General features: G+C 41.4%; 19 protein-coding genes. 13 read left to right on the plus strand and 6 right to left on the minus strand.

Translation table 11 applies throughout. The features are described 5' to 3' along the window. Window positions 1–2: 2 nt before the first annotated feature. A complete protein-coding gene (locus tag HC643_RS18980; protein ID WP_038088055.1) occupies window positions 3–245 on the minus strand; it encodes a hypothetical protein in 243 nt (80 codons plus the stop codon). A 336-nt stretch (window positions 246–581) separates the two neighbouring features. Here HC643_RS18980 and topA point away from each other — a divergent pair, with 336 nt between their 5' ends. From topA to HC643_RS19005, 5 genes are all read left to right on the plus strand, one after another. Next, entirely contained in the window at window positions 582–3254 is a 2673-nt protein-coding gene (gene topA, locus HC643_RS18985) for a type I DNA topoisomerase (RefSeq protein ID WP_038088059.1), read from the plus strand. A 586-nt stretch (window positions 3255–3840) separates the two neighbouring features. Then, complete coding sequence (locus tag HC643_RS18990; protein ID WP_038088062.1) at window positions 3841–3978, plus strand: hypothetical protein; 138 nt, start codon at window positions 3841–3843, stop codon at window positions 3976–3978. Between the two features lie 12 nt (window positions 3979–3990). Next, entirely contained in the window at window positions 3991–4452 is a 462-nt protein-coding gene (gene aroQ / locus HC643_RS18995; protein ID WP_050045958.1) for a type II 3-dehydroquinate dehydratase, read from the plus strand. Between the two features lie 59 nt (window positions 4453–4511). After that, the gene (locus tag HC643_RS19000; protein ID WP_050045959.1) at window positions 4512–5453 is read left to right on the plus strand and encodes an ADP-ribosylglycohydrolase family protein; all 942 of its coding nucleotides are present in this window, start codon (window positions 4512–4514) and stop codon (window positions 5451–5453) included. Window positions 5454–5742: 289 nt separating this feature from the next. Beyond that, window positions 5743–8253 (plus strand): HD family phosphohydrolase, encoded by a 2511-nt coding sequence (locus HC643_RS19005; RefSeq protein ID WP_038085490.1) that lies wholly within the window; start codon window positions 5743–5745, stop codon window positions 8251–8253. A gap of 4 nt (window positions 8254–8257) precedes the next feature. On the opposite strand, the gene HC643_RS19010 is transcribed toward HC643_RS19005, so the two are convergent. Next, entirely contained in the window at window positions 8258–9124 is an 867-nt protein-coding gene (locus HC643_RS19010; RefSeq protein WP_237265901.1) for a tetratricopeptide repeat protein, read from the minus strand. Window positions 9125–9566: 442 nt separating this feature from the next. On the opposite strand from HC643_RS19010, the gene HC643_RS19015 reads away from it, so the two are divergent. After that, a complete protein-coding gene (locus HC643_RS19015) occupies window positions 9567–10151 on the plus strand; it encodes an LOG family protein (protein ID WP_038085495.1) in 585 nt (194 codons plus the stop codon). A 73-nt stretch (window positions 10152–10224) separates the two neighbouring features. Then, complete coding sequence (locus HC643_RS19020; protein WP_038085497.1) at window positions 10225–11052, plus strand: Rpn family recombination-promoting nuclease/putative transposase; 828 nt, start codon at window positions 10225–10227, stop codon at window positions 11050–11052. Window positions 11053–11147: 95 nt separating this feature from the next. Here HC643_RS19020 and HC643_RS19025 read toward each other — a convergent pair whose 3' ends face one another. Further along, window positions 11148–12386, minus strand: coding sequence for a DUF445 domain-containing protein (locus tag HC643_RS19025; protein WP_038085499.1), 1239 nt, complete (start codon window positions 12384–12386; stop codon window positions 11148–11150). A gap of 84 nt (window positions 12387–12470) precedes the next feature. Beyond that, window positions 12471–13166, minus strand: coding sequence for a bifunctional demethylmenaquinone methyltransferase/2-methoxy-6-polyprenyl-1,4-benzoquinol methylase UbiE (gene ubiE / locus HC643_RS19030; protein WP_038085501.1), 696 nt, complete (start codon window positions 13164–13166; stop codon window positions 12471–12473). A 306-nt stretch (window positions 13167–13472) separates the two neighbouring features. On the opposite strand from ubiE, the gene serA reads away from it, so the two are divergent. After that, window positions 13473–15053: a phosphoglycerate dehydrogenase gene (gene serA, locus HC643_RS19035; RefSeq protein ID WP_038085503.1), complete on the plus strand. Its 1581-nt coding sequence runs from the start codon at window positions 13473–13475 to the stop codon at window positions 15051–15053. Window positions 15054–15122: 69 nt separating this feature from the next. Next, window positions 15123–16043 (plus strand): 50S ribosomal protein L11 methyltransferase, encoded by a 921-nt coding sequence (prmA, locus tag HC643_RS19040; protein WP_038085565.1) that lies wholly within the window; start codon window positions 15123–15125, stop codon window positions 16041–16043. A gap of 515 nt (window positions 16044–16558) precedes the next feature. Here the strand turns inward: prmA and HC643_RS19045 are convergent. Both HC643_RS19045 and HC643_RS19050 read right to left on the minus strand, forming a co-directional pair. Then, the gene (locus tag HC643_RS19045) at window positions 16559–17167 is read right to left on the minus strand and encodes a variant leucine-rich repeat-containing protein (RefSeq protein ID WP_038085506.1); all 609 of its coding nucleotides are present in this window, start codon (window positions 17165–17167) and stop codon (window positions 16559–16561) included. Window positions 17168–17185: 18 nt separating this feature from the next. Next, window positions 17186–19822, minus strand: coding sequence for a hypothetical protein (locus HC643_RS19050; RefSeq protein WP_038085508.1), 2637 nt, complete (start codon window positions 19820–19822; stop codon window positions 17186–17188). Between the two features lie 198 nt (window positions 19823–20020). Here HC643_RS19050 and HC643_RS19055 point away from each other — a divergent pair, with 198 nt between their 5' ends. From HC643_RS19055 to HC643_RS19075, 4 genes are all read left to right on the plus strand, one after another. Further along, window positions 20021–20476: a hypothetical protein gene (locus tag HC643_RS19055; protein ID WP_038085566.1), complete on the plus strand. Its 456-nt coding sequence runs from the start codon at window positions 20021–20023 to the stop codon at window positions 20474–20476. A 963-nt stretch (window positions 20477–21439) separates the two neighbouring features. After that, complete coding sequence (locus tag HC643_RS19065) at window positions 21440–23503, plus strand: ATP-binding protein (RefSeq protein WP_202048631.1); 2064 nt, start codon at window positions 21440–21442, stop codon at window positions 23501–23503. 5 nt (window positions 23504–23508) lie between these two features. Further along, window positions 23509–24210, plus strand: coding sequence for a hypothetical protein (locus tag HC643_RS19070; protein WP_038085511.1), 702 nt, complete (start codon window positions 23509–23511; stop codon window positions 24208–24210). Continuing rightward, window positions 24194–25213 (plus strand): ComEC/Rec2 family competence protein, encoded by a 1020-nt coding sequence (locus HC643_RS19075; RefSeq protein WP_202048632.1) that lies wholly within the window; start codon window positions 24194–24196, stop codon window positions 25211–25213. The genes HC643_RS19070 and HC643_RS19075 overlap by 17 nt, the downstream gene beginning before the upstream one ends. Window positions 25214–25302 lie beyond the last annotated feature (89 nt).

Below are 25302 nucleotides of genomic sequence, written 5' to 3' on the forward strand. Positions count from 1 at the left end.
GTTTAAACAGATAGATAAAATGTGCTATCTTTCTCGTACAATTTGTGCTTGTTCCCTTTGAAGAAGGTAGCTGTGCTGGAGGCAGAGGAGTCACTGCGGTGGTGAGGCAACACGATCGTTTTGGGGTTTCCCCACGAGCGGATGGCTGAAAGGGTTTCACGGGCTACAGCACCTGGTGTGGCATGAAAAACTTCTACTTTGCCCTCTGGGTTGCCAACAGAAGAATTCCCCGTTCCCTTCTTCATAACTTTTATTCCTTCCAATGGGATACAAATTTGAATAATGGCAATAGGCTTAATGTAGAACCTTGAGGGGGATTTTGAAAACAGCACTCGTCAAAGACGTCGATTATAAGTTAAAGATTAAAATAACTGGAAATTCTAACCCCTGCTAAACCCGCCTCTCCCTTTGGGATCGGCTTTGCCAACAAGCAGGTCTGAAATTTCAACCCAAGCAGACGGTTTGTGTCAGGATTAGATCGCATAATCCCATAGCGTAACGTTAAGTTCTACCGATACGCTCTTCATAATTTCTTTCAATTGATTATTTAGGCGAACAGCTATTCTTTTTTTGTAATTTCCATGTCAACTCTCGTCATCGTCGAATCTCCGACCAAAGCTCGTACCATTCGCAACTACCTCCCTGCCGGTTACCGGGTAGAAGCATCAATGGGACACGTGCGTGACCTACCTCAATCAGCTAGTGATATTCCCGCTAACGTCAAAGGAGAAGCATGGGCTCAACTCGGGGTAAATGTAGACGCCGACTTTGAGCCGCTCTATATTATCCCTAAAGATAAAAAGAAAGTTGTTACTCAACTTAAAGACGCTCTCAAAGAAGTAGATGAACTGATTCTGGCTACAGACGAAGACCGGGAAGGTGAAAGCATTAGTTGGCACTTATACCAGTTGCTCAAGCCAAAGGTTCCCACAAAGCGAATGGTGTTTCACGAGATCACTCAAGACGCCATCAAAAAAGCTTTAAAAAACTGCCGCAATATTAACGAACAAGTCGTTCGCGCCCAAGAAACCCGGCGGATTTTGGACAGGCTAGTGGGTTATACCCTGTCTCCTTTGCTGTGGAAAAAAATTGCTTGGGGACTGTCAGCAGGACGCGTGCAATCTGTAGCCGTGCGGCTTTTGGTGAAAAAAGAACGCCAGCGCCGTGCTTTCCGTCAAGGTTCCTACTGGGATTTGAAAGCAACGTTGACCCCCCCCGCTTCAACTAAAGGAGCAGCATTTGCTTCTCAACTGATTGCATTGAGAGGAGTTAGGGTCGCCAATGGCAGTGACTTTGATGCGGCGACAGGAAGAATTTCTAGCGATCGCAATGTTGTCCTGCTTAACCAAGCTGAAGCCCAAGCCCTTAGAGAACGACTTTTAGAAAAAACTTGGAAAGTTACAGAGGTTGAGGAACGTCCCGTAACGCGCAAACCCTCGCCACCGTTTACCACTTCTACACTGCAGCAAGAAGCTAACCGCAAATACCGTATTTCAGCACGGGATACCATGCGGACTGCTCAAAGTTTGTACGAGCAAGGTTACATCACCTATATGCGTACCGATTCCGTCCATTTGTCAGAGCAAGCCATTGCTGCTGCTCGTCAGTGCGTCGAAACCCGGTACGGTTCGGAATACCTCAGCCCCCAACCCCGACAGTACACGACTAAATCCAAAGGAGCACAAGAAGCACACGAAGCCATTCGTCCGGCTGGTAGCACTTTCCGCACGCCCCAGGAAACAGGTCTAAGCGGTCGGGAGTTACAGTTGTACGACTTGATTTGGAAGCGAACTGTTGCTTCCCAAATGGCAGATTCCCGTCAAACGCAAATCGTGGTGCAGTTGCAAGTCGAAGATGCGGGTTTCCGTTCTTCTGGCAAACGCATTGATTTTCCCGGTTACCTCCGTGCTTACGTTGAAGGTTCTGACGATCCAGAAGCAGCTCTTGAAGATCAGGAAGTTATTCTACCGAATTTAAAAGTAGGAGATAGTCCAAACTGCCAAGAATTAGAAGCCGTTGGTCACGAAACCCAACCACCAGCAAGATATACCGAAGCCACCTTAGTCAAAACTCTGGAAAGCGAAGGGATCGGGCGTCCCAGTACTTATGCCAGCATCATTGGCACAATTATTGATAAAGGGTACGCCCAATTGGTAAGTAATGCGCTTATCCCAACTTTCACTGCTTTTGCCGTAACTGAGTTGCTGGAGAAGTACTTCCCCGATGTCGTCGATCCAAGCTTTACCTCCAAAATGGAGCAAACATTGGATGACATCGCTACGGGTGAAGCACAATGGCTACCTTACCTGCGATCGTTCTACTCCGGAGACAAAGGTTTAGAAACCCAGGTTAAGGAAAAAGAAAACCAAATCGATGCCAATTCAGCCCGGACAGTAGAACTGGAAAATTTAGATGTAAAAGTTCGGATCGGAAAGTACGGTGCTTATATAGAAAAAGAAAATGGAGATGCGGTTGTAACGGCTTCAATTCCCAAAGACCTGACTCCCGCCGACCTCGATCCGCAAAAAGTAGAAACAATCCTGCGACAAAAAATTGTCGGTCCCGACGAAATTGGAACTCATCCAGAAACAGGCGAACCCATTTACCTGAAAATTGGACCTTACGGACCTTACGTTCAGTTGGGTGACAAATCGGAAGAAAACCCCAAACCCAAACAAGCATCCCTACCTAAAGGAGTGACATCCGAAAATATCACCCTTGAAGTCGCAATTGGGTTATTGGCTCTACCTCGGAAATTAGGACCTCATCCAACCACAGGTGCTGAAATCCAAGCCAACCTGGGACGCTTTGGACCTTATGTTGTTCACAACCAAAGTGGAGAAAAGGAATATCGCTCCCTAAAAGCTGGCGATGATGTTTTGACAATAACCCTAGAACGTGCATTGGAATTATTGTCGGAACCGAAAAAAGGACGCAGTTCTTCTGGTAACAAATCGAAAGCAGCTGAAAAGGAATTGGGTCCTCACCCAGAGGATGGCGAACCAGTTAACATCTACAAAGGTCCTTACGGACCATATATCAAGCATGGTAAAACCAACGTGCGAATTCCAGAAGGTCAATCGGTAGAGGATATGTCCCTAGCTTCTGCATTAGAGCTATTGGCATCTAAAGCCTCAACTGGAAAATCTGGAAAATCTACGCGTAAAACAACGAGTAAATCAACAACCTCCAGTTCTAAATCTTCTACCAAATCCTCAACCCCTACTAGCAAAAAAACAAAAAAGGCTAGTTAGTAAATGGTTAGTTGTTAGGTGTTAGTCATGAATTAGGGTGCGGTGACCTTGCGTCTTGAGTGTTTACTGTATGGGCTGATGAAAACCGCCTGTGGGCTGTAGGCATTGGTTGTACCTACCAATCACCAACCCTCCCTTGTATCTCAGGGGCAAAGACGCTATGTGCAAGGCACACGCTCCGCGATGCCTTTGGGCTATTCCCGTAAGGGCTATACGCGATGCCGCAGGCTATGCCCGTAGGGCTGTTCGCCAGTCCCGGTGGTCGCGGGAAACCCGCCTGTGGCGCATTAGCGCCACGCTATGTGCAAGGCACACGCTACGCGTTGCGAAGCTATGCCCGTAAGGGCTATACGCTATCAGGACTCGACTCACCACTAACCACCAACCAATTTTTCTGATAAAATAGCAACACAGCCAAAATTCGGGGCGTCGCGTACACAAAATACAGGTTACATCCTAAGATGGCGCATACCTAATTAGAAGGGTATGGGAGAAACCTATCTATCAGCCAAAAGTGCAAAGATACTCCAGTTTCTCCGTGTAATAATAAACATATTGAATGAGTAGCTTAGGAGCGTTCAGTTCAATGGACTATATAGAAAACCTGCTAGAAAAACTTAGGGAATTGGCACAAAAGTTGATAGAAGCTCTTCTAGGACCGGCTGCTGAGCCAGAACCGGAGTTGATTCCAATTCCAGTAGAAGACCGCTCGCGCCGTAGATAAGAGTAACACAAGGTGCAAGGCTTGTCATCAACCTCCCTGAGTATTCTAGTATTGCACGGACCCAACCTTAATCTTCTCGGACACAGAGAGCCAGGAATTTATGGCTCGCTGACACTAGCCGAAATCAATCGGATTTTGGAAGATGAAGGCGCAAAAGTGCAAGCAAAAATTTATCCAATACAATCAAACCATGAAGGTGCTTTAGTAGACTCTATTCATGAAGCACAGGGGCAACATCATGGAATATTGATTAATGCTGGCGCGTACACCCATACAAGTGTGGCATTACGAGATGCGATCGCTGCTGTTAATTTACCGACAGTAGAAGTGCATTTAAGTAACATCTACCGCAGGGAAGAGTTTCGCCATCACTCGTATATAGCTCCAGTGGTTATTGGACAAATTAGCGGATTTGGTGCGCGAAGCTATACGTTGGGTTTACAAGCGTTAGTGTACCACCTAAGAGAATTATGAATGATGAATTATGAATGCTAAATAATTCATAATTCATCATTCACAATTCATAATTTTTTATGCGTTATTCACTTTTAAATCGCTGCCATGGAGTTTTACTAGGGGCAATAATTGGGGAAAATACAGCTTTTAGGAATAAAGATTTTGGTGAAAACGGACAAGAGGGCTCCAAAGAAGTTTTGCATTGGAGTCAAATAGCAACTTCTTACACGGAAAGTTTGATTGCGTTTTCGCGTCTTGAAATTAACGCTTGCTCGCGGACGCAAGAGCAGGGAAGACACTTAGAAGATAGTTTGTCAATGATTCCCGCCGTTTTACCAGTGGTAATGTTTTTTCATGAAAATTTAATAAAGTTGCGCCAAAACTTGATAGCGATCGCGGAATTTTGGCAGAGCGATCCGATTATAAGAGATGGAATGCTAGCGGTAAGTTACACGATCGCTCAATCTCTAACGGAGAAACTGACCCAAGCTACCCTCATCCCCCAAACAATTTCTTTTTTGGGGGAAACACCAACAAGGTTGCCACAACAATTACTAAAAGTTAAGAATTTATTAGAGAGTGGAGCGGGGTTAGACAGCGCACAAGCTGAGTTAACAAGAGAAGAAAAGCCAGGAAACGCGATCGCTATGGCACTTTACTGTTTTCTCAGTACCCCAGAAGACTTTCGTCTTTCCGTTTTACGAGCAGATAGGTTGGGTCGTTACTCAAAAACAATCGCTACACTAACGGGTGCTTTATCAGGAGCGTATAACAGCACAGCAGGTATTCCCGCAACTTGGCAAATCTCACTCGAGCGTTCAAATTTAGCGCAAAAGTGGCAAATAGCTAGCTCTTATAATATGTTAAGATTGACAAACACACTTATGGCGGTATGGTCAGGAGTGTATGATATTGCTCGTGATTCAAACGAGTTTGGGGAAGAAAAGACTTTAGTAGGGTCGAGCTTCTGGTCGTCCTCACAAGCAATAGCAGCCCCTCGCGTCATTCGGCTGCGCTAGTTCTACTTCCCGTCATTCTTATGCTGTGATGTGCATCCCAACAGAGGCAAACAAATCTTTATAAACAGTAGTATATTTTAATACTATCATAAAAAAGCTGTACCAATGTGAAAAAATGCCACAGGTAGTTAGGTGAAAGTAATCCTAGAAAGGGCTGTACTCTACCTCCAATCCAAAAACCAAAATCGTAATTCCCTGGGAGCCATTGTGACAAATCTGCTTAAAGTGTATTTCCGCTCTGGATGGTCTTGTTTTAACCTAATAGCGTAAGGAACTGCGGTCATAGGAAATGAAAACGCAGCAATTTTTTTTGTCCGTGACCCAAAAATTGATTGAATGGCGACGACAGTACAAAGAGTTACGCCATCAGTCCTACATATTAGACAACAGCGAGACAGACAAACATCAAGCCTCGATCTCGGCGAGTTCAACTCAGAAAACCCTTAAACGACAACGTGGGGTTTATACAGTTGTTCTAAGTTGTTTTAACGGAAAACGTTCCCCTGTTGTTTTTACAATTGCAGTCCTATCCCTAACAGGAGTTTTAGGACAAAAATTATACAATCAACCACAGCTGCAAATTGGGGCTATTGCGCCACAAACCATTAAAGCACCCGAAGAAGCCAGAATCGAAGACAAGCACAAAACAGAAGAACAGCGCAAAGCCGCCAGTACAAGCTCCGTGCCCGTCTTGATGGTAAATCCACAAATTAATGAAGATATTCAGCAAAACCTACAACAAATTTTGAGTGAAGGCAACAGCATTCGCTCATCTCTGGGAAATTTTCCATTTTTTGATACTTTTATTTTATCTGTATCAACCCAGCGTTACGTGCGCTCGTGTTCTCATTGGGAATGGCAAGCCCTACTCATAGCTGTGAATAACAATAAAAAGCACAAGCAAGGGCTATCAAATCAAGAAAATTTTAACCTGGGAAAAGAGGATTTAAAAGCCAACAATTTGTTCCGCAATCCTGACTTTGCCCAAGCCGTGCAGGAATTAGAAACCTACTATTTGTCAACTTCAGAGCAAAACTTATCTTCTCTCATCGCTCAAATTACCAAAGTCCGTCAGGGGTATGTCGAAGCCAATACGAAACTTTCAGACCTGATAGGGGCTAAACCCGAAACAGTTTATGATGCAAAGTCACTTCTCGATATCTCAGATGATGATTGGGCAAAGACACAAGTGGGAATCCAGAAAACAGCACAAAGAATTCTCACCCAAGGTGTACCTCCTGGGCTTCCTCCTTACATTATCAAAGATGCAGTTAGTCTACACGTACAGAGTTTAGTACCCAAGGAAGCTGAACCTTTAGCGCTCGAAGTTTTGTTAGCGGTGCTGAAACCCAACCTTCAAACTGATAAACTACGAACGCAACTGACAGCAGCAAAAGCAGTGGCGGGTGTCAAACCCGTGATGGTGACTGTACGAAAAGGTGAGTTGATTGTTAAGAGGGGAGAAAAAATTACTGCGTTTGATTTTGAAGTTTTAGAGCACTATCGCCTAATTCGTCGGGAAATTAACTGGCAAGGATTGATACAACTTGGCATAATCGTGACTGGGGCAGTTGGCTTTTTTGCTCTTTTAGAACGGCGAAGTCGGTGTAAATTACGGCAAAGCGATCGCCTGCTCATACTACTGCTAACACTCAGTACGCCATTAACGATGACTCTAGGTACGCCACATACAACTTGGAGCGCAGTTGGTTTGTTATTGGGTAGCTTTTACGGACCTAGTTTGGCAATCGCAGTCATAGGATTACTGTCAATATTGCTACCCATTGGTTTAGATGTAAGTAAAGCAACTCTTTTAGCTGGGACAGCCGCAGGGATTTTAGGCAGTTGCATGGCGCAAAAACTCCATTCCCGTGAAGAACTAGCGCTTTTAAGTGTTGCGATCGCACTCACTCAAGGCGGTGTTTATTTAGTTCTCAGACTGCTACTGGGTGCAGCATTGGGTGTTTTTCCTTATTATACAGTTATCCAAAATGCTGTATTGTTTGCCTTATCCAGTTTAGCGTGGAGTATTGTGGCATTGGGGTTAAGCCCGTATTTAGAAAAACTCTTCGATCTGGTAACTTCAATCCGGTTATCAGAATTAGCAAACCCCAACCGTCCTTTGTTAAAAAAACTAGCTACTGAAACTCCAGGGACTTTTCAACACACGCTCTTAGTTGCTACCCTTGCTGAGGCAGCCGCTAAATCTTTGAAATGTAATGTTGAACTTGTGCGAGCGGGTGCATTATATCACGATATCGGGAAAATGCACGACCCTAAGGCATTTATTGAAAATCAAATGGGAGAACCCAACAAACACGATACAGAAATTAAAGACCCTTGGAAAAGTGCAGAAATTATTAAAAAGCACGTTAGCGAAGGTCTAGTGATGGCAAGAAAACACAGTTTACCTTCCTTCATTCAAGCATTTATTCCAGAACATCAGGGAACAACACAAATTGCGTATTTCTATCACCAAGCGCAACAAATGGCACAAGCAGACCCCAGTTTAACAGTCGATGACGCTGATTTTCGTTATGAAGGTCCCATCCCTCAATCAAGGGAAACAGGTATCGTCATGTTAGCAGATTCCTGCGAAGCCGCTTTGCGATCGCTCAAAGAAGTTTCTCCAGAGCAAGCTTTAGTCATGCTTAATAATATACTCCGAGCTAAGTGGCAGGAAAAACAATTAGAAGCATCAGGATTAACACGAGAAGAAATGTCTCAAATCGCGGAAATTTTCGTACAGGTTTGGCAACAATTTCATCACAAGCGAATTGCTTATCCTAAGTCAAAATAATTAGTTATGCTTGGATTTCTGCGCTCGCGTCCATTACTTTTTGATGAAATGTCATATTTTGATGCTGCATAGAAATTTCAGCCGCTTTTTGTAGATTCTGAATAGCCTCTTCCCGATTTCCCAGGCGATGTTGAGCTAAACCTCGCCCATAAAAACCATGCTCGTCTTTTTCATAAAAAATATTATTTGCACCTGTAGCTTCAAGTTGTATTGCCTCCTGAAATTCATCAAAAGCGCCTTGCTCATCTCCTAATTCATAACAAGCATTTCCTCTAAAATAGTAAGCAGTACTCAAATTAGGATTTAAATCTAATCCTTGGGTTAAATTCTTAATAGCTTGGGAATAATTGCCCAGTAAATATTGCTGAACACCTAGATTGTAGTAAGCATAAATAGATGGTTCTAAGCGAGCGATTTGAGTAAAATCTTCAATTGCTTTTTGATAGTTACCATCATAAGAATGAGCTATGGCTCGTCCATACAAAGCTCGAGTATAGTTGGGATATAAGTGAATTGAACGATTGCAATCTTCAAGAGCACTTTCATGTTCGCCAATCATGGCACGAGCAAACCCTCTTTCAGCATAAGCTTGGAAGTATTGCGGAGATATTTGAATAGCCTGGTTAAAATCTTCTACTGCACCTTGATAATCCTCAGTCATTAACCGAGATATTCCCCGGTTGAAATAAACTGTGGCATCTTGCGAATATAATTGAATCGCTTGACTGTAACTGTCTATAGCAGTTAAATAGTCACCCAAACTATAGCATATATAGCCAGACACATAGTAACCAGAAGCAAGTACGAGGTTAAACATGGAAGTGAAGTTGTAAGGTTTTGGTAGTTTGTGACAGTAAAGAACTAGAGCCATCTTAAATAAGTTGTAGGAAAATTTATTTCCCAGCTAACGCCGTCTCCGTTACTTATTGGAGATTGTAGGGGAGCTACAACAATTTCAACTTCTCATAAATCGTTCAGGAAGGCTACACATTTATTTCTTTTATAAACTAATTGGAGAGTTCTGCAAGTTAAGTTTTCATGAATAAAAAATTATTTGTTTGCGTAAAATTACGAGTATTTTAAATTAAAAAAAATTGAAATAAAAGTTTTTCATAAAAGCTCAGCTTGGTTTGTAAGAGATACTAAGAGCTAATATGAAGTGAGTGCTATAAAGTCAAAACAAACCTTACCCCAAGCCCCTACAAAGAGAGGTGCTTTAAATTACCCTATAAAAATTGATGCTTTTAGAGCAATGAAGGGAGCAGAGTGCCTTGTGATATGATTTTTTCGATGTAGAAGAGGTAAGGCAAATAGTGAAATATATTTGTGTATTTTGTGCTTCTAGTATGGGAGCGCAACCAGCTTACAAACAAGCTGCTCAACAGTTAGGTGAATTGTTAGCAAAGCGACAGCTAAGTTTAGTTTACGGAGGTGCTAAAGTAGGACTAATGGGTGCGATCGCTGATGCCACTCTTGCAGCAGGAGGAGAAGTCATCGGTGTTATTCCAGACTTTATGGTCGCCAAAGAAATTGCTCATGATGGAATTACACAGCTCCATATTGTCAATTCCATGCACGAACGTAAAACCATGATGTCGCAGATTGCCGATGCTTTTGTGGCACTTCCTGGAGGGATGGGAACTCTCGAAGAGTTTAGTGAAATCTTAACGTGGGCGCAATTGGGATTGCACAAAAAGCCTTGTGGCGTACTCAATATAAATGGTTATTACGATTCTTTGCTAGCATTTTTTGATAAAGCAGTCACAGAAGAATTGTTAAGATCTGTCCACCGTTCTCTAGTTTTGGAAGCATCAGATCCAGAAAAATTACTGGATTTATTGGCAAATTATCAACCTCAAAATGTGGATAAGTGGATTGAAAAAAATGTCAAACCTTAATGCCAAGAAATTTACTTTGACAAAAGATTTATAAAGAAGTAGTGCTCGGCATTTAAGGTGGTAACATGTTGAAATGTTTGATAACGTTTGCAAATTTCTAGCGGAAAATTTCTCAACTGACTTTGCCTCTTGGTTAATTGGAGAACCAGTCCCTTTAACCGAGTTAAGTCCAAGCGAACTATCTCTTGAACCAATTCGTGCCGATGCACTGATTCTATTGGAGTCACCAGAGGTTGTACTTCATTTAGAGTTCCAGACTAAACCCGATATAGAGATACCATTTCGCATGATAGACTATCGAGTGCGAGTCTATCGTCGCTTTCCTCAAAAGGGAATGCATCAAGTGGTAATTTACTTAAAACAGACGGATTCAGAAGAGGTTTATAAAAATACGTTTTCTATTCCTGGTACTCGCCATGAATTTAATGTGATTCGCCTTTGGGAACAACCAAAAGAGGTATTGTCACCGTATGTAGGTTTATTGCCATTGACCGTGTTGTGTAAAGCTGACGATCGCGAACGAACGCTGAGGGAGGTAGCACAAGAAATAGATGGTATTAACGATCGACGCCAACAAAGCAACGTAGCTGCGGCAACAGCAATCTTAGCCGGTTTAGTATTAAATAAGGACTTGATTAAAAGAGTTTTGAAAAAGGACATTATGAAAGAATCGGTTATTTATCAAGATATCTGGGATGAAGCTAAAACTAAAGGTCGCGAAGAAGGTCGCGAAGAAGGTCGCGAAGAAGGTCGCGAAGAAGGTCGCGAAGAAGGTCGCGAAGAGGGGATTCGGAAAGTAGCTGTTAATTTACTGAAAAATGGCATCACACCTGAAGATGTGGTCAAGTTTACGGGGTTATCTCTCGAACAGGTACAGTCTTTAAGAGCACAATTAGATTAATCTTAAGACGGTGTTGAACCTCGGTGCATGCGTTCCCAGGCTTTCCCTGGGAACTAGAATTAACTCTAATTTCAGAAATTTAACAATTGTCAAATTTAGACAGATTGACTAAACAGTAAAAGTACTGTTTGAAATAAACCTACAACAAAGCCTAAAATACCGCCTAAATTAACAATTGCTTGCAATTCATTTTTGACAATTCCTTCAATTGCTGCTTCTAAATCAGCAGGAGAAGTCGATTTGACTCGGTCAACGATCACTTGATCGATTGACAAAATAGGGATTGTTTGAGCCACTATAGCTTCTAAATCGCGTTCCAAATACCTCTCTAAAATCAGAGCGAGTTCCTTACTGACAACTTCTAAGGAAGCGTTCACAACAGGAGAAGTGCCAAGGCGGTTAACGAGCAACATAGCTATATGCTCCCAGTCCACGGAGCCACTTAATCCTTGGAGTAAATCACTCCCCTTTGTTTGTAAATACTGGCGGACACTATCGCGTGTCGTTTTTCGCAATTGGCGTACCGTACCAACTGGTAAGTTTTGTAACGATAAGTCTTGTAAAAATTTCTTAAGGCGATCGCGCACCTGTAGTTCTCTAATCAACTCCTGCAAGCGAGCATTGGTAGCATCTTTTTCATCCAAGCAGTAAGTCCGCAAGCGGCTGAGAGTATTCCTCAAGCCAAATAGATTTGCGACTACCCAATAGGTACCGCTGGTCTTTTCCCGAAAGCTTTCATCAATGGCTTGGATAGTACGATCTGTCAAAAAATCAATTACCGCTTGTCGCAAGACATCTGGAGGAATAACCACTTGTAGCAGCCAATCAGCCAGACGAGTTGCTTGTTCGTCAGTTAATTGAAATTCCAGTAATATCAGGTCAAAAATTTGATTAATCTGGGCTTCCAAAAAATCTTCTCGCCTTGCTAGTACCTTAAGCAGGCGCGGTAAAGACTCCCCTAATAAATCCCGCAATATTCCGGACAAAATCTTAGCTGTTTTCTGCTCGCGATCGGATTTAATCTGGTCGAGTGCCAAACGCAGCAACCAAAGAATTCCTCCTTGTACGCGTTCGGGCTGCAACAATCGTCGCGCCAGATTTTGCAATTCCTCTGGAGTCAGCAGCGACCCCATGATCGTGTTGGAAATATTCTTAGCAAGCCGTTCTTGGTTGCGGGGAATTAGTCCTGGGGTAAATGGAACTCTTCGCCCACCGATATAGATTGCGCGGTAGGGACGAAACAGCATTTTGATGGCTATGTCGTTAGTAAAATAGCCAATAATTCCACCTGCTACAGGGGGAGAAACATAAAGCCAAAGATGAGACCAATCCATTAGGTTATTAATTCTCAGTTAGCAGTTAGCAGTTAGTAGTGACTAGCTAACAACCACTAACCACTAACTACTAACCACCAATCACTAACTTTTCATAAGCACTAGCACTCCCATCATACCGTTCATAAGAGAGTAGTGTGTGACAGTGGTAAAACCAACTTGACGACCAATCTCTACTTGTTCCGATCCTGTGGGAAATCGGTCAAGGCTGGGACTAATATAAGCGTATTCGTCCTTGACACCCATATAGCTCGCTATGGGAACCACGAGATTGTCCAAATACCATTGCTGAAAAGCACGCATTTGAGGATTGTTGGGACGGTGAAAGTCCAAAATTGCCGCTCTAGAACCTTTTTTCAGGACGCGATGTAATTCTTTTAAGCTCTGTGGAATATTTGTTACATTTCTTAAACCATAACCCATTGTTGCGGCGTCAAAGCAGTTATCGTCAAATGGTAAATTTAAAACATCAGCTTCTACCCAAGTGATGGGAGAGCGAGGAGACTGACTTTGAGCCCGAGATTTTGCCACTTCTAGTAACTCTGGAGAAAAGTCCACTCCAAAAACCCGCCCCGTGCTTCCCGTTCGCCTTGCTAGCACAAAAGATAAATCTCCGCTTCCACAGCACAGATCGAGACTTGTATCGCCCGGTTTAGCGCCGCTCCATTTCACCGTCATATCTTTCCAAATGCGATGCTGTCCCAAACTCAACCAGTCATTGAGGCGATCGTAAACGGGAGCAATACGGTTAAAAATATTACGAATGTCATTGTTGGTCATTTGTCAATGCTCAAAAGTTTAGCTCTAAGAAATTTTCATAAATTTATAGGTTTTGGATATAGGTTTTCGCACTATTGATGGTTTATAGTACCGAGTGAGTGGCGAAAAAGTCAGTCATGTGTCAATGCAGGAAGCCGTGCTGCATGGTTATGAGGATAATTGACCTTCTAGTACTATCATGCTTGAGGTTATGCATCGCATTAGCTCCTGCATTTTACAGCAATCATTCCTGCAAAAGTACTAGCATTTCAGTCTAAACTGAAAGTCCGTCTTCAAGGAATACCTATAGCTTTACAATAAGCAATCATGTCTAAGGTTCTTGTCTCCGATCCAATCGATCAAGTTGGGGTTGATATCTTATCCCAAGTTGCCACAGTAGATGTTAAAACAGGGTTAAAACCAGAGGAACTCATAGAAATCATTGGTGAGTATGATGCACTTATGATTCGCTCTGGAACCCGTGTCACCCAAGAAATTATTGAAGCCGGCACCCAGTTAAAAATTATTGGTCGCGCTGGCGTTGGTGTTGATAATGTTGATGTCCCTGCAGCTACGCGCAAAGGAATTGTGGTTGTCAATTCCCCTGAGGGAAATACAATTGCTGCTGCGGAACACGCACTGGCAATGATGTTGTCCTTGTCACGCCACATTCCCGATGCCAATGCATCGGTAAAAAGCGGGGAGTGGGATCGCAAAACTTTTGTTGGTGCTGAAGTTTACAAGAAAACTTTAGGTATTGTAGGCTTGGGCAAAATTGGCTCCCATGTTGCGGCTGTTGCCAAAGCAATGGGAATGAAACTGCTAGCTTATGACCCCTTCATCTCTACAGAAAGGGCAGAACAAATCGGGTGTCAATTGGTAGAGCTAGATTTGTTATTGCAGCAAGCAGATTACATCACCCTGCACATCCCGAAAACACCAGAAACTACGCATTTAATCAACACTGAAAGATTGTCAAAGATGAAACCCAGCGCCCGTATTATTAACTGCGCTCGTGGCGGCATCATTGATGAAGAGGCTTTAGCGGTTGCCATTAAAGAGGGGAAAATTTCTGGTGCTGCATTGGATGTTTTTGAGAAAGAACCCATAGGGGAATCATCCTTAAAGGCATTGGGTAAAGAAGTTGTTCTCACCCCACATTTGGGAGCTTCTACAACAGAAGCACAAGTGAATGTGGCGATAGACGTTGCCGAACAAATTCGAGATGTATTGTTAGGGTTACCCGCACGTTCGGCAGTCAATATCCCCGGACTCAATCCCGATGTCATAGAAGAACTCAAACCCTACATGCAGCTAGCAGAAACCCTGGGCAACCTGGTGGGACAGTTAGCAGGCGGACGGGTGGAATTGCTCAATATCCGACTCCAAGGAGAACTTGCAACAAACAGGAGTCAGCCCCTAGTTGTGGCATCCTTAAAAGGATTGCTTTACAAAGCACTGCGGGAACGGGTAAATTACGTAAATGCCAGTATTGAGGCAAAAGAGCGGGGAATCCGCGTGATTGAAACGCGAGATGCGGCAGTACAAGATTATGCCGGCTCTTTGCATTTAGAAGCGACTGGTTCTCTGGGTACTCATGCTGTGACTGGTGCTTTGTTAGGTGATGGAGAAATCAGACTGACCAACTTGGATGGTTTCCCAATTAACGTCCCCCCCAGTCAGCATATGTTGTTTACCCTGCACCGAGATATGCCAGGGATTATTGGCAAACTGGGTTCCCTATTGGGCAGTTTTAATGTCAATATTGCCAGTATGCAAGTAGGTCGCAAAATCGTTCGCGGTGATGCTGTCATGGTTCTCAGCCTTGATGACCCCCTACCCGATGGGATTTTGTCTGAAATTACCAAAGTCCCAGGAATTCGGGATGCGTATACGGTAACACTTTAAAAAGGATAAAGGATGAAGGATGAAGGGAATGTTTTTTATCCTTTATCCTTTACACTTGATACTTTAAATATGGCAAACACTTGGTGGGAAGTACAAATTCAATGCGAACCTGCGCTAGAAGAGTCTATCTTTTGGCGTTTGGAAAATTTTGGCTGTCGTGGAACGGCTAGTGAAAAGAAAGGGAGCAGTTTTTTAGTACGCAGTTATTTGCCGCAGTTTCAAGCGCATCTTTTGGATTTGGCAGCGCTGTCACTGTGGTTGCGACAAGATGCTCTGTGTATGGAACTTCCCATACCTGTGGTGCGGTGGGAGTTAATTGATGAGCAGGATTGGGCAAGTAGTTGGAAGCAATATTGGCAACCACAGGAAATTGGCGATCGCATTTTAATCAATCCTGCATGGTTGCCAGTACCGGAAAATTCCGAACGTTTGATTATTCTTTTAGATCCCGGTGTAGCATTTGGTACGGGAAATCATGCTACAACTCAGTTGTGTTTGGAATCTTTAGAAATGCGACTGAGCAGCGTACCTGAATCTTTTACAAGTCAAGAGCGGGCAAACGAAGATGTGGTAATTGCGGATGTGGGTTGTGGTTCTGGTATCCTTTCTATAGGAGCGCTATTACTGGGAGCAAAGAAAGCCTACGCAGTGGATACCGATCCTTTAGCAGTCAGATCGACTATAGAAAATCGTGCCATGAATGGTGTCAACCCAGAAAGTTTAATCGTAGCGGAAGGAAGTGTAGACGTTTTAACAAAACTAGTTCCGCAGCCTGTGGATGGTATCGTTTGCAATATTTTGGCAGACGTTATTATTAGTTTGGCACCAGAGTTTAGTGCGATCGTCAAACCCAGTACTTGGGGAATTTTCAGTGGAATTTTACTCGAGCAATCTAAAGCTGTTGCTGATGCTTTAGAGAAACACGGTTGGGTTGTAGCTACTCTTTGGAAGCGCAAAGAATGGTGTTGCTTAAACGTGCGACGATCTTAAGATTGTAATTAATGCTTAGAGATGATTTATAAAGTAGGTTGGGTTGAGGAACGAAACCCAACATTAAATCGAATTGTTGATAGGTTGACAAGAAAAAACACGACTGTGTGACAATTGGGGAAAATCTTTTTATTCCGTTTGTAGTAGGGCTTTAGCGCGTACATCGCAACTACAAACTAGCGGGAATATTCCAATTTTAGAAAAAACACCAAGCGATTGAAATCGCAGCTATACAAACCAAGTCCACCTACGTGGACTTAGTATGAAGTCCGCGCAGGCGGTGAGACCAGTGCTGGTTTCCCCCACCCTGGCAACTGGCGTATTGCGGGCATAGCTTCGCGATGCGAAGCGTCTCCGTAAGGAGATACCCGAAGGGACTTAAATTGTATAGCCCCAGAATTCTATTCGGAGGGCAATGTGCCAAATTGGGATGCTCCCCAAACTAGCAATGGTTATCTTTGGCAACTGACTTATCACCAAAACTTACAAGACAAGAGTTGAAAATTCTAAATTTTCTATAAATATTCTTTAATCAAACTGTTTTTAGCCGCAGCACTAACAGAAGGATTATTATCATTGGCTAAGTTCTTAAGAGTAGCAATGGGAGTAGAGGAATTATTTGCTACAGCAAAACGCACTTTTTCATTTCTATCTTTCGCTAATGTCTCTAAAGCATCAGTGGGAGTATTTTTGTTTTGAGCGGTTATCAATCGAACGTTATCCATTATATCTCGTGCTAACTTCTGTAAAGTGCTTTCAGAAGTTTGAGTATTAGCTGCAACAAAAAAACTTTTAGCTAAAGCAATTTTGATGCTTTCATCTGGTTGATGAATTGCCCATTCAAGAAAAAAGAGCGGTAGCTCATGATTTAGAAAAACTAAGTTATTTGATTGATAAAGTTCTGTTAAAAAGTTAGGATTTTCAAGCAATAACAGTGGTATGGCAGGATTATTTAAAACCTCTACTGGTAGAAAGTAGAATAATTGCAACAGTAAATCTGGCGGTGTATTGGGATTCTGGGCTACAGCCGAGCGAATAGTTGTATTGCCTTTTGCTGCTAATTCGCGCAAGCGTTCTGCTGGAGTATTTTGGTCTGATGCTTCTTCTTCAGGAGTTAATTGCATTGCAGCTAAAATGTAACTTTAAGATAATAAAAACGCTTTAGCAGCAGCGCGAACAACGCGGTTACTATCTTCAGTAAGATACTGGCGGATGCGGGGAGGCGTGTTAGGATTTTGAGCGATCGCATACCGTTCGAGCCAGCAAGAAGAGCGAAAGTTCTTTGCTAAAAACGAGCTAGGAGCGAGTGGGTTCAGGAAAACAATCAAGCGAGTAAAAGAGAAAGATTTGGAAGATTGGGCATAACCTTGTAAAAATTTCCCTACACTTTTGGAACCTCGTTGAATGAGAGTTTTAACGGCTGCTTGATGTACCTCGTTCCATTTCTTTTTACGGGCTAGTTGTTCGATAATGCTATCGGGAGTTTGGGGGTTCTGTGCAACAGCACGCAAAACTTCTTGAGTTTTGTCTTTGGCTAGCTGCTGTATCAACTCGATAGGCGTGTTCGGGTTTTGAGCAACACCAGCACGAACAATACTCGATCTATCTTTTGCTAACTGCTGTAAAAGGGGTGTAGAAGCGTTAGGGTGAAGGGCGAGGTTTTCGCGGATAAGTAACCATCGGCTTGTGGCTAGATTGGTAAGGATGTCTGATGGTGTTTCTGGGTTCTGCACGGTTTGCCACTGCTGTAAAATATTCCCTGGCTTATTACTATTTTGAGAAAAGTTTTGCTGGTAGCCCGCTATAGCTGCAAGTCTTGTATCTTTTTCCGTATCTTCTAGCAATTTTTCCAAAAGATTGACAGGAGTGTTAGGGTGTTTTGCAACTAGTGCGCGAAGTTGAGACTTAGGGTGTTTTGCCAGTTGCTTGAGAACATTTACAGGAGTGTTGGGATGTCGGGCAAGCGCTACTTTTATAGCACTATTATCAAGTGTGGCTGATTGTTCCAGAATGCTGCTGGGAAGATCGGAGTCTTGAATAATACGCTGGTAGAGATGAGCTAGGGCTTCTTTCTGAACTGCCGGATCGCGATCGTTAACGAGTTGTAGTAATATTGCAGCAGGAGTATTGGGATGCTGTGCTAACCATTGCCGATGTACGCCCTTTGCAAGATCTTCTAAAACAGGAGCAGGTGTACTTGGGTGACGGGCTATTATGAAGAGAACTCTGTCATCTTTTGTGTTTGCCAAGTTTTGTAAAATCTTACTAAGAAGCTCCGAATGCTCGGATGTTTGTTTAACTCTAAGAAGCACGGCATCTTTTACTTGTCCGCTCGTGTCTTTTGCTAAAATCTCTAAGGTAGAGAGCGGTGTATTCGGGTTGGATGCTACAGTTAGACGGACATTCCAGCACGGATCTTTTGCTAGCTTGGAAAGAGCTTTAACTGGGGTATCGGGATGACGCGCTACAGATTCTCGAACACCAGTGTTAGTATCCAACGCTAGTTTGTCCAAAACACGAGCAGACATATCTTGAGCAAGGGATAAATTCTTTAAAATTGTCTGATGGCTATTTTGCTCGTTCCAATTGGGTATGGTTAACTTGGGTAAGTCAAGACGGGTTTGCCAATCTTTCTTCAGTGCGAGTTCTTGTAATATGTTTTTTGGTGTATTGGGATGAATGGCAACCCCTTTGCGAATTTGCATCCACTGACTTGTAGCAAGTTTTTCGAGAGTATCTGCTGAAGTCAAAGGATTTTTAATTGCTGCTTGTTGCAGTTGAAACTCTTGCAGGAGTGCCAAAGGTATTTTAGGGTTACAAGCAACTGCTTCTCGAACAAGAGATTCATGATGTCCTACCAGTTCTTCCAGTACACTGATAGGAGTATTGGGATTTTCAGCTAAAGAAATCAGATCTTCGTTTCTCAAATAATTTTTATCCCCAAGGTCAGAATTTTTTGCTATCCGATGCAAAATGTCTTCGGGAGTACCAAGCTCAGAATTTTTTGCTATCTCAAGCAAAATGTGTTCGGGAGTATCGGAATCACCAACTAAAATCAGCCAAGTGTCTGGATGCAAAGCAGAAAGTAAATACTCCGGGATTGCTCCTATTTTCCATAACACTGCCTCTTCCTCGGTTCCATCGCTCAAGGAAGAAGTTTGCATTGCTGTTAAAGCTGCTTCCTCCCATCCCTCGCTCATCTCACCTGCCCAATTAACATGAAGCAAAGCCGCTTCAGCTACACTAGAAAGATAGCTTCCATTAACAGCGTTTTCTTCGTCAGCTTTATATTTTTCAATCAGTTTTTCCAAAACACTTTTGGGTGTTTTGGCATTCGCAACCACAGCCAACAATGCTTCCCAATCGGAATAATTTGAATTATCTACGAATGTAACTAAATACTCTTCTGGTATTGCCTTTGCCTTGAGCAGACTGCATAAAGTTTCTGTTGGTATCTCTTTTAGTAAGTTCGGATTTTCCAGCATGAGCAACGAAAACACTGGATTACTCAAAACTTCTTCAGGAAATTCCTCTCCTAATTTCCACAAAACTTGAGTGGGCGTGTTGGGATTGCTAGCAACGCATTGAAGGGTTTTTTTATCAGAACTTGACCCTAATTCCAACAAAAGTTGGGAGTCGGTATTTGGATTCTTTGCTACTAACCGCGCTAGTTCGGTATTCAACTTGGCTAATTCCAGCAATCGTGCAGCCGATGTGTTTTCACTGACTGCTTCTTGTTGAAGAACAGATTTTTCCAGAGAGTCGCGATCTTGATGCATAATAAAGTGATTGCAGGCAAATGATATTCCGTTTTAAGTATTAATTATCACTTTTTATGCTGATTTTCACTTGTATTTCCACTTAAAATGCAGCATTGGTTATTGGTTACCAGTCAAGAGTTACGCGATTGTTGTACGATCGCTTCTAATCTTGCGTGAATTCCTGCACCCATTAATAGAATTGATAGCAAAGACAATATGACAAAAGTGAATTGGTTAATTGAACGAAATATCTTTGATTTTGAAGAACAATTTTTAGAGGAATTGATAAGACAAGGATACACCTACAAAGAAACAAAATATCTTCAATTTCATCCTAAAGAAGCTTATAAATACTTTACCGAAAATGATTGTATTTTATTTAGAGGAACACTCAATTTAGGTCGAGATATCTTAAAGACTTCTTGGATTCCCGGAGCTTACATGGACGAAAAAAATCTTCGTTGTTCTACTTACTACACTTACTTTGGTCAATATTTACTCAACAACAAGTATTTCATGCTCTCCCTAGGAGAGTTGATCCGAAGGAGAGAAGAAATTCTTGATTACTTTAACTCTAATGGTGACTTATTTATCAGACCTGACAGTAACATGAAGCCATTTCATGCTGGAGTTTTTAACCTTCAAATCTTAAGTACTATGCTAAAAATATAGGTAATACAGTTAAGATAGCCGGACCTGTAATAGGGGCTGTTTTAGTTGGTGTTAACATTTTTGAAAAGATAGAAGAAGACAAAAAAGCTCAAGAATTATCCGATGCACGCCTCCAAATTACTAGCCAGTTTCAGGCAATAGCCAAAGACCTTGAAACTCAGGTTGAAGAACAAATTCAGCAGGTAAAAGAACATCTATATGGAGAGATTGAGAATAAAATTGTAGATATTCGTCAGAAGGAAGAAGAAGAAATTAGTTTCTCAAACAAATGGGTAGGAGAAATTGTAACATTGCGTCAAGATTTTTTTCAAATTCTTCAAGACATCAAACATTCTAACAGTGAAAGCTTTTAAATTTCTTCTGTACCTCTTTTTAACTTCTGTTTTTGTTCTTCAACATCGAATTGCCTTTCAGATGATTGTGTTGCGCGTCTAGCCAGTTGGAATTGGGCATAGCTTAAATTTACATCCTTAACACTAGGTTGGGGGATCTGCAACGCCTGGAATTCCCAAAATACCATTGAGTTGCGTAAGTTATGTTACGAAAAATCCTTATGGATAAACGAAAATAATTACACTAGCATTTATGCTTAGAAAAGTTCGCGTTTAACGTTGTCCAAGAGAATAAGGGATTGAACCAGTTCTTCTATTTGGAAATTAATCTATGATGGCATCATCACAGAGAAGGAGGAAGAAGTACTCGACTAGCGAGAGATCGCTACTTTTACCTAAAATGGGTAAAGGATATCTGAGGTGGGCGTAGCGATCGCTGAAAGATAGAGTTTTGTTTGTTAGGCTTGAGCAGAAGATTTAAAATTTTAATTAATAATCTCTATGCGTCACTCCAATATATCAACTCTTTATCCTTGTTCACAATTAGTCTGAGACAAGACAAAAGTTTATCAATAAATAACAGCGAATTAAATTCATCTAGTACAATTTATTGATATTTATAGCTAAATCAATGATGCATTTTAAGTTTTCACCAAAAATTCTACAAAGGCTGGGAGAAGAACTCGTTCCGAATCCAGACCAAGGAATCATCGAATTGGTTAAGAACTCTTATGATGCTGATGCTACTGAATGCACAGTAGAACTTATCAAAACTAGCGCTATAGGTGGCTCGATTATTATTTCAGATAACGGTTTTGGTATGGATAAAGATGCCATTAGTGAGGGATGGCTGGTGCTAGGTCGCTCGAAAAAAGCTATCCGTGAAGTTACTCAATTAGGTCGCTTACCTGTAGGTAATAAAGGATTAGGTAGGTTAGCGGCTCTACAGATGGGTTCTCAGGTACTTTTGAAAACTAGACCTAAAGATGAACCAGGAGTTGAATATTCTCTAACGATTAATTGGAATGATTTTCAGGAAGCTGATGTCGTAGAAGATGTTTCATTTGATGTCCTAAAAAGTAGTACAGATAAAAAGTATGGGACTGACATTATAGTTAGAAATCTTAAAAATATATTCACTAAGCGTGACATCCAAAGACTAGCTAGAGAGCTTTTATTGTTAGCAGAGCCGTTTGATAATCAGGCTGGTTTCCGTATTCAACTTATTGCTCCAGAATTTTCTGAGATTGAACAACAAGTTAATAATACTTACTTTAGTGATGCTGAATATCATTTGAAAGCTTATATAAATGAAGACGGGATTGCTGAAGCAAGTCTGTTAGACTGGCAGGGAAACGTAATTTTTCGTGCATTGCATAGCGAGCTTTCTCAAAAAACTTCTGAAGCTCCTTACAAAACACCTCCAACAGAGTTTGAATTGTGGGTATTCTTGCTAAATCCTCAAAGTTTTTCAGCGAGAAAAACTTCTGTCTCTGTCAAGCAAGTTAGAGAATGGCTTGCTCAAGCAGGGAATGTTCATCTATACCATCAAGGGCTGCGGGTAAAACCTTATGGCGATCCAGATGATGATTGGTTGAACTTAAATTATTCACGAGCGAGGAATCCAGAGGTACGTCCTTCAACAAAAACGGTTATTGGTAGAGTGATTGTTAATGACCCTAGCGATATGTTAATTCAGAAAACCGATCGGCTTGGTTTCATTGAAAATGAAGCTTTTTTAGAGTTAAAACGTTTCGCAATTGATGTGTTAGAGTGGATGGCTAAAGAAAGACTTAAAGTTACTGAAACGCAAAGAGAAAGAGTTAAGAAACAAATTCCTCGTGATATTACAGAAGCTAAAGCAAAAATTGAAGAAGTTATTGAAGCAAAAGTTCCTCAAGAATCTCGCCCTATAGTCCTAAAAGCTGTTGAGCAATATGAAGTTATAACAGAACGTGAAACCAAGATATTACGTGAAGACCTTCAGCTTTATCGCAGTCTTGCTACAGCAGGAACAACTGCAGCAGTTTTCGCTCATGAATCTGGCAAACCAGTGACTTTAATTGAAAAAATAGCTAAGAGAATAGAAAAAAAGGGTAAAGAAATTTTGGGAGAAAAATATCAAACTTACTTAGGAGATCCGGTTGAGATTCTTTATAAAGTAAGTCAATCATTACTACGCTTTTCTAATTTTCCACTGCATCTGTTGAAACGAGAAAAACGCCGTGCAGGTGTTGTCTATATTCACAATGTAATTGACGATATGATTGCACTTTTTGAACCTTTTTTTGATGAAGGCAAAATTGAAATTATCAAAGAGACAATTAATACAAATCCTTGTATTTATGGAAGCACTGCTTTGTTAGAAGCAATTATTACAAATCTTTTAACAAACGCTATAAATGCTTTTAACGTTACGGGTGGACGTATAGAAGGACGAAAAATAGTTATTAGAACTGAAATTGAAGGCAGTCATTTAAAAATTAAAGTTTTGGATAATGGTTCGGGAATTCATAACATAAAATTAGACGAAATTTGGCTGCCTGGTAAAACAACTAGAGAAGGTGGTACAGGTTTGGGATTGACAATTGTTAGAGATTCTGTAACCGATCTGGGAGGAATGGTACAAGCAATTCCAAAAGGTGAATTAGGTGGAGCAGAATTTATTGTAGAATTAACACTTGTTGGAGAGTAAATTTTATGATTGTAACACAAGCTTTACATGAAAAAATAATAGCTATAGTTGATGATGACACCACACAGGCTAAAGCAACAGTATGGGAAATAGAGGACGCAGGTTATAAACCATTTTTATTAGATAATGGAAATTTTCACAATGTCAATGACTTGGTATCTCTTATTAGAGAAAATGCTCAAGGTGCCGTGTGCGATCACCGATTGAGTAATTCGGGATTTGCTAATTTTTATGGAGCAGAATTAGTTGCGGCTTTATATGACATAAAATTTCCATCAATATTGATAACACAATACACAGAGATGGATACATCTTTTTCGATTAGAAAATGGAGACATAAAATCCCAGTACTACTTAGTCGAAAAGAAGCCAATGCTTCAAGGATTGCTAAGGGAATAGAAGATTGTACCTCAGAACTTTCTGGGAAAGTACCAAGTACCAGAAAACCTCGTAGAACGATAGTTAGGATTGCTAATATTGATGAAGAATCTAATGAACCTGTTGTAGATGCATTTGTTCCTAGTTGGAATCCCTATACGGCTGTTCGTTTTCCAGCTTCTCTGATTCCAGAGAATATTAGAGTTGCATTAAAACCAGATATGCGTTTATTTGCTTATGTAAACACAGGAGCAGAAAAACCTGATGATCTGTATTTTGAAAAATTTGAATTAGCACCTGAACCAGATGAAGATGATGGACTCACCTGAACTAATTATTTTAGATGTTGGACATGGAAATTGTGCGTTAATCAGAGATGCAAATGATGTAATTGTTATTGACTGTCCCCCAGGGGGTACGTTGGTAGAAACTCTTGAGCATCTATCTATTACAGAAATTTTACATATCCTCATTTCCCATTCTGATGCAGATCATATTGGAGGGATAATTGACTTACTCTCAAATAAAGATATCAAAGTTCACAACGTACATATAAACCCTGATGCAATTAAGAACAGTGCAATTTGGAAGGATGTACGTTATTCTTTACAAGATGCTCGCAAACGAGGAACTAAAGTTTCATCAGAATTAACAACAACAAAAACGGGGATTTTGAACATTGGTTCAGTCAATATAGAAGTCCTTGCACCCACACCTGAATTAAATTTAAGTGGTGCTGGAGGAACTGATTTACAAGGACGGCGATTAACTTCTAACTCAATATCAGCCGTTATCGGCATAGTTCACGATTCTCACAGAGTGGCCATACTAGCAGCGGATATTGATAGTGTAGGATTTGACAATTTGATTCAAGATCAAAAGACTTTGAGCGCTGACATCCTTGTTTTTCCTCATCATGGTGGAAGACCAGGACGTGGAAATGCTAAAAAATTTGCCGAGCAAATTTGTACTTTTATCAAACCAAAGTTCATCATATTCTCCATCGATCGCAATCGTTTTAATAATCCCCGTATAGAAATAGTAGAAGGTATTATTTCTTCAGTTCCAAATGTTCATATTTTATGCACTCAACTATCTCAACAATGTGCGGCTAGTCTTCCTAGTTCAAAGCCCACACATTTAAATAAACTTCCTGCTAGAGGGCTTAGCGGTAATAGCTGTTGTGGAGGAACTGTTACTATTAAAATAGATGGTCGCAGGACAACTTATGCTGAGATGACTTTACATAAAGAATTTATTGTTAATCAAGTAACTAGCCCAATATGTCGCAAGTTGTCATCTATAGTTAAACAGGATAATACAACTATTTAATTAAAATATCCGTATGTGAAAGCTCCGAAAATGATTATGGTTTCGAGCTTTTTTATTTAAAGCTGTTGAAATTGCTGAAAAAATTGAGA

Origin of the sequence: Tolypothrix bouteillei VB521301, from assembly GCF_000760695.4 — a bacterium.
GTDB lineage: Bacteria > Cyanobacteriota > Cyanobacteriia > Cyanobacteriales > Nostocaceae > Scytonema > Scytonema bouteillei_A.

What these genes read in the sequence shown, in the direction of transcription:
- serA (WP_038085503.1), top strand. Translation starts at nt 13,473, where the DNA reads ATGTCTAAGGTTCTTGTCTCCGATCCAATCGATCAAGTTGGGGTTGAT.
- HC643_RS19045 (WP_038085506.1), bottom strand. Translation starts at nt 17,167, where the DNA reads ATGCAATTAACTCCTGAAGAAGAAGCATCAGACCAAAATACTCCAGCA.
- ubiE (WP_038085501.1), bottom strand. Translation starts at nt 13,166, where the DNA reads ATGACCAACAATGACATTCGTAATATTTTTAACCGTATTGCTCCCGTT.
- topA (WP_038088059.1), top strand. Translation starts at nt 582, where the DNA reads ATGTCAACTCTCGTCATCGTCGAATCTCCGACCAAAGCTCGTACCATT.
- HC643_RS19070 (WP_038085511.1), top strand. Translation starts at nt 23,509, where the DNA reads ATGATTGTAACACAAGCTTTACATGAAAAAATAATAGCTATAGTTGAT.
- HC643_RS19065 (WP_202048631.1), top strand. Translation starts at nt 21,440, where the DNA reads ATGATGCATTTTAAGTTTTCACCAAAAATTCTACAAAGGCTGGGAGAA.
- HC643_RS18980 (WP_038088055.1), bottom strand. Translation starts at nt 245, where the DNA reads ATGAAGAAGGGAACGGGGAATTCTTCTGTTGGCAACCCAGAGGGCAAA.
- HC643_RS19005 (WP_038085490.1), top strand. Translation starts at nt 5,743, where the DNA reads ATGAAAACGCAGCAATTTTTTTTGTCCGTGACCCAAAAATTGATTGAA.
- HC643_RS19000 (WP_050045959.1), top strand. Translation starts at nt 4,512, where the DNA reads ATGCGTTATTCACTTTTAAATCGCTGCCATGGAGTTTTACTAGGGGCA.
- HC643_RS19050 (WP_038085508.1), bottom strand. Translation starts at nt 19,822, where the DNA reads ATGCATCAAGATCGCGACTCTCTGGAAAAATCTGTTCTTCAACAAGAA.
- HC643_RS19010 (WP_237265901.1), bottom strand. Translation starts at nt 9,124, where the DNA reads ATGGCTCTAGTTCTTTACTGTCACAAACTACCAAAACCTTACAACTTC.
- HC643_RS19075 (WP_202048632.1), top strand. Translation starts at nt 24,194, where the DNA reads ATGATGGACTCACCTGAACTAATTATTTTAGATGTTGGACATGGAAAT.
- prmA (WP_038085565.1), top strand. Translation starts at nt 15,123, where the DNA reads ATGGCAAACACTTGGTGGGAAGTACAAATTCAATGCGAACCTGCGCTA.
- HC643_RS19025 (WP_038085499.1), bottom strand. Translation starts at nt 12,386, where the DNA reads ATGGATTGGTCTCATCTTTGGCTTTATGTTTCTCCCCCTGTAGCAGGT.
- HC643_RS19020 (WP_038085497.1), top strand. Translation starts at nt 10,225, where the DNA reads ATGTTTGATAACGTTTGCAAATTTCTAGCGGAAAATTTCTCAACTGAC.
- HC643_RS18990 (WP_038088062.1), top strand. Translation starts at nt 3,841, where the DNA reads ATGGACTATATAGAAAACCTGCTAGAAAAACTTAGGGAATTGGCACAA.
- HC643_RS19055 (WP_038085566.1), top strand. Translation starts at nt 20,021, where the DNA reads ATGACAAAAGTGAATTGGTTAATTGAACGAAATATCTTTGATTTTGAA.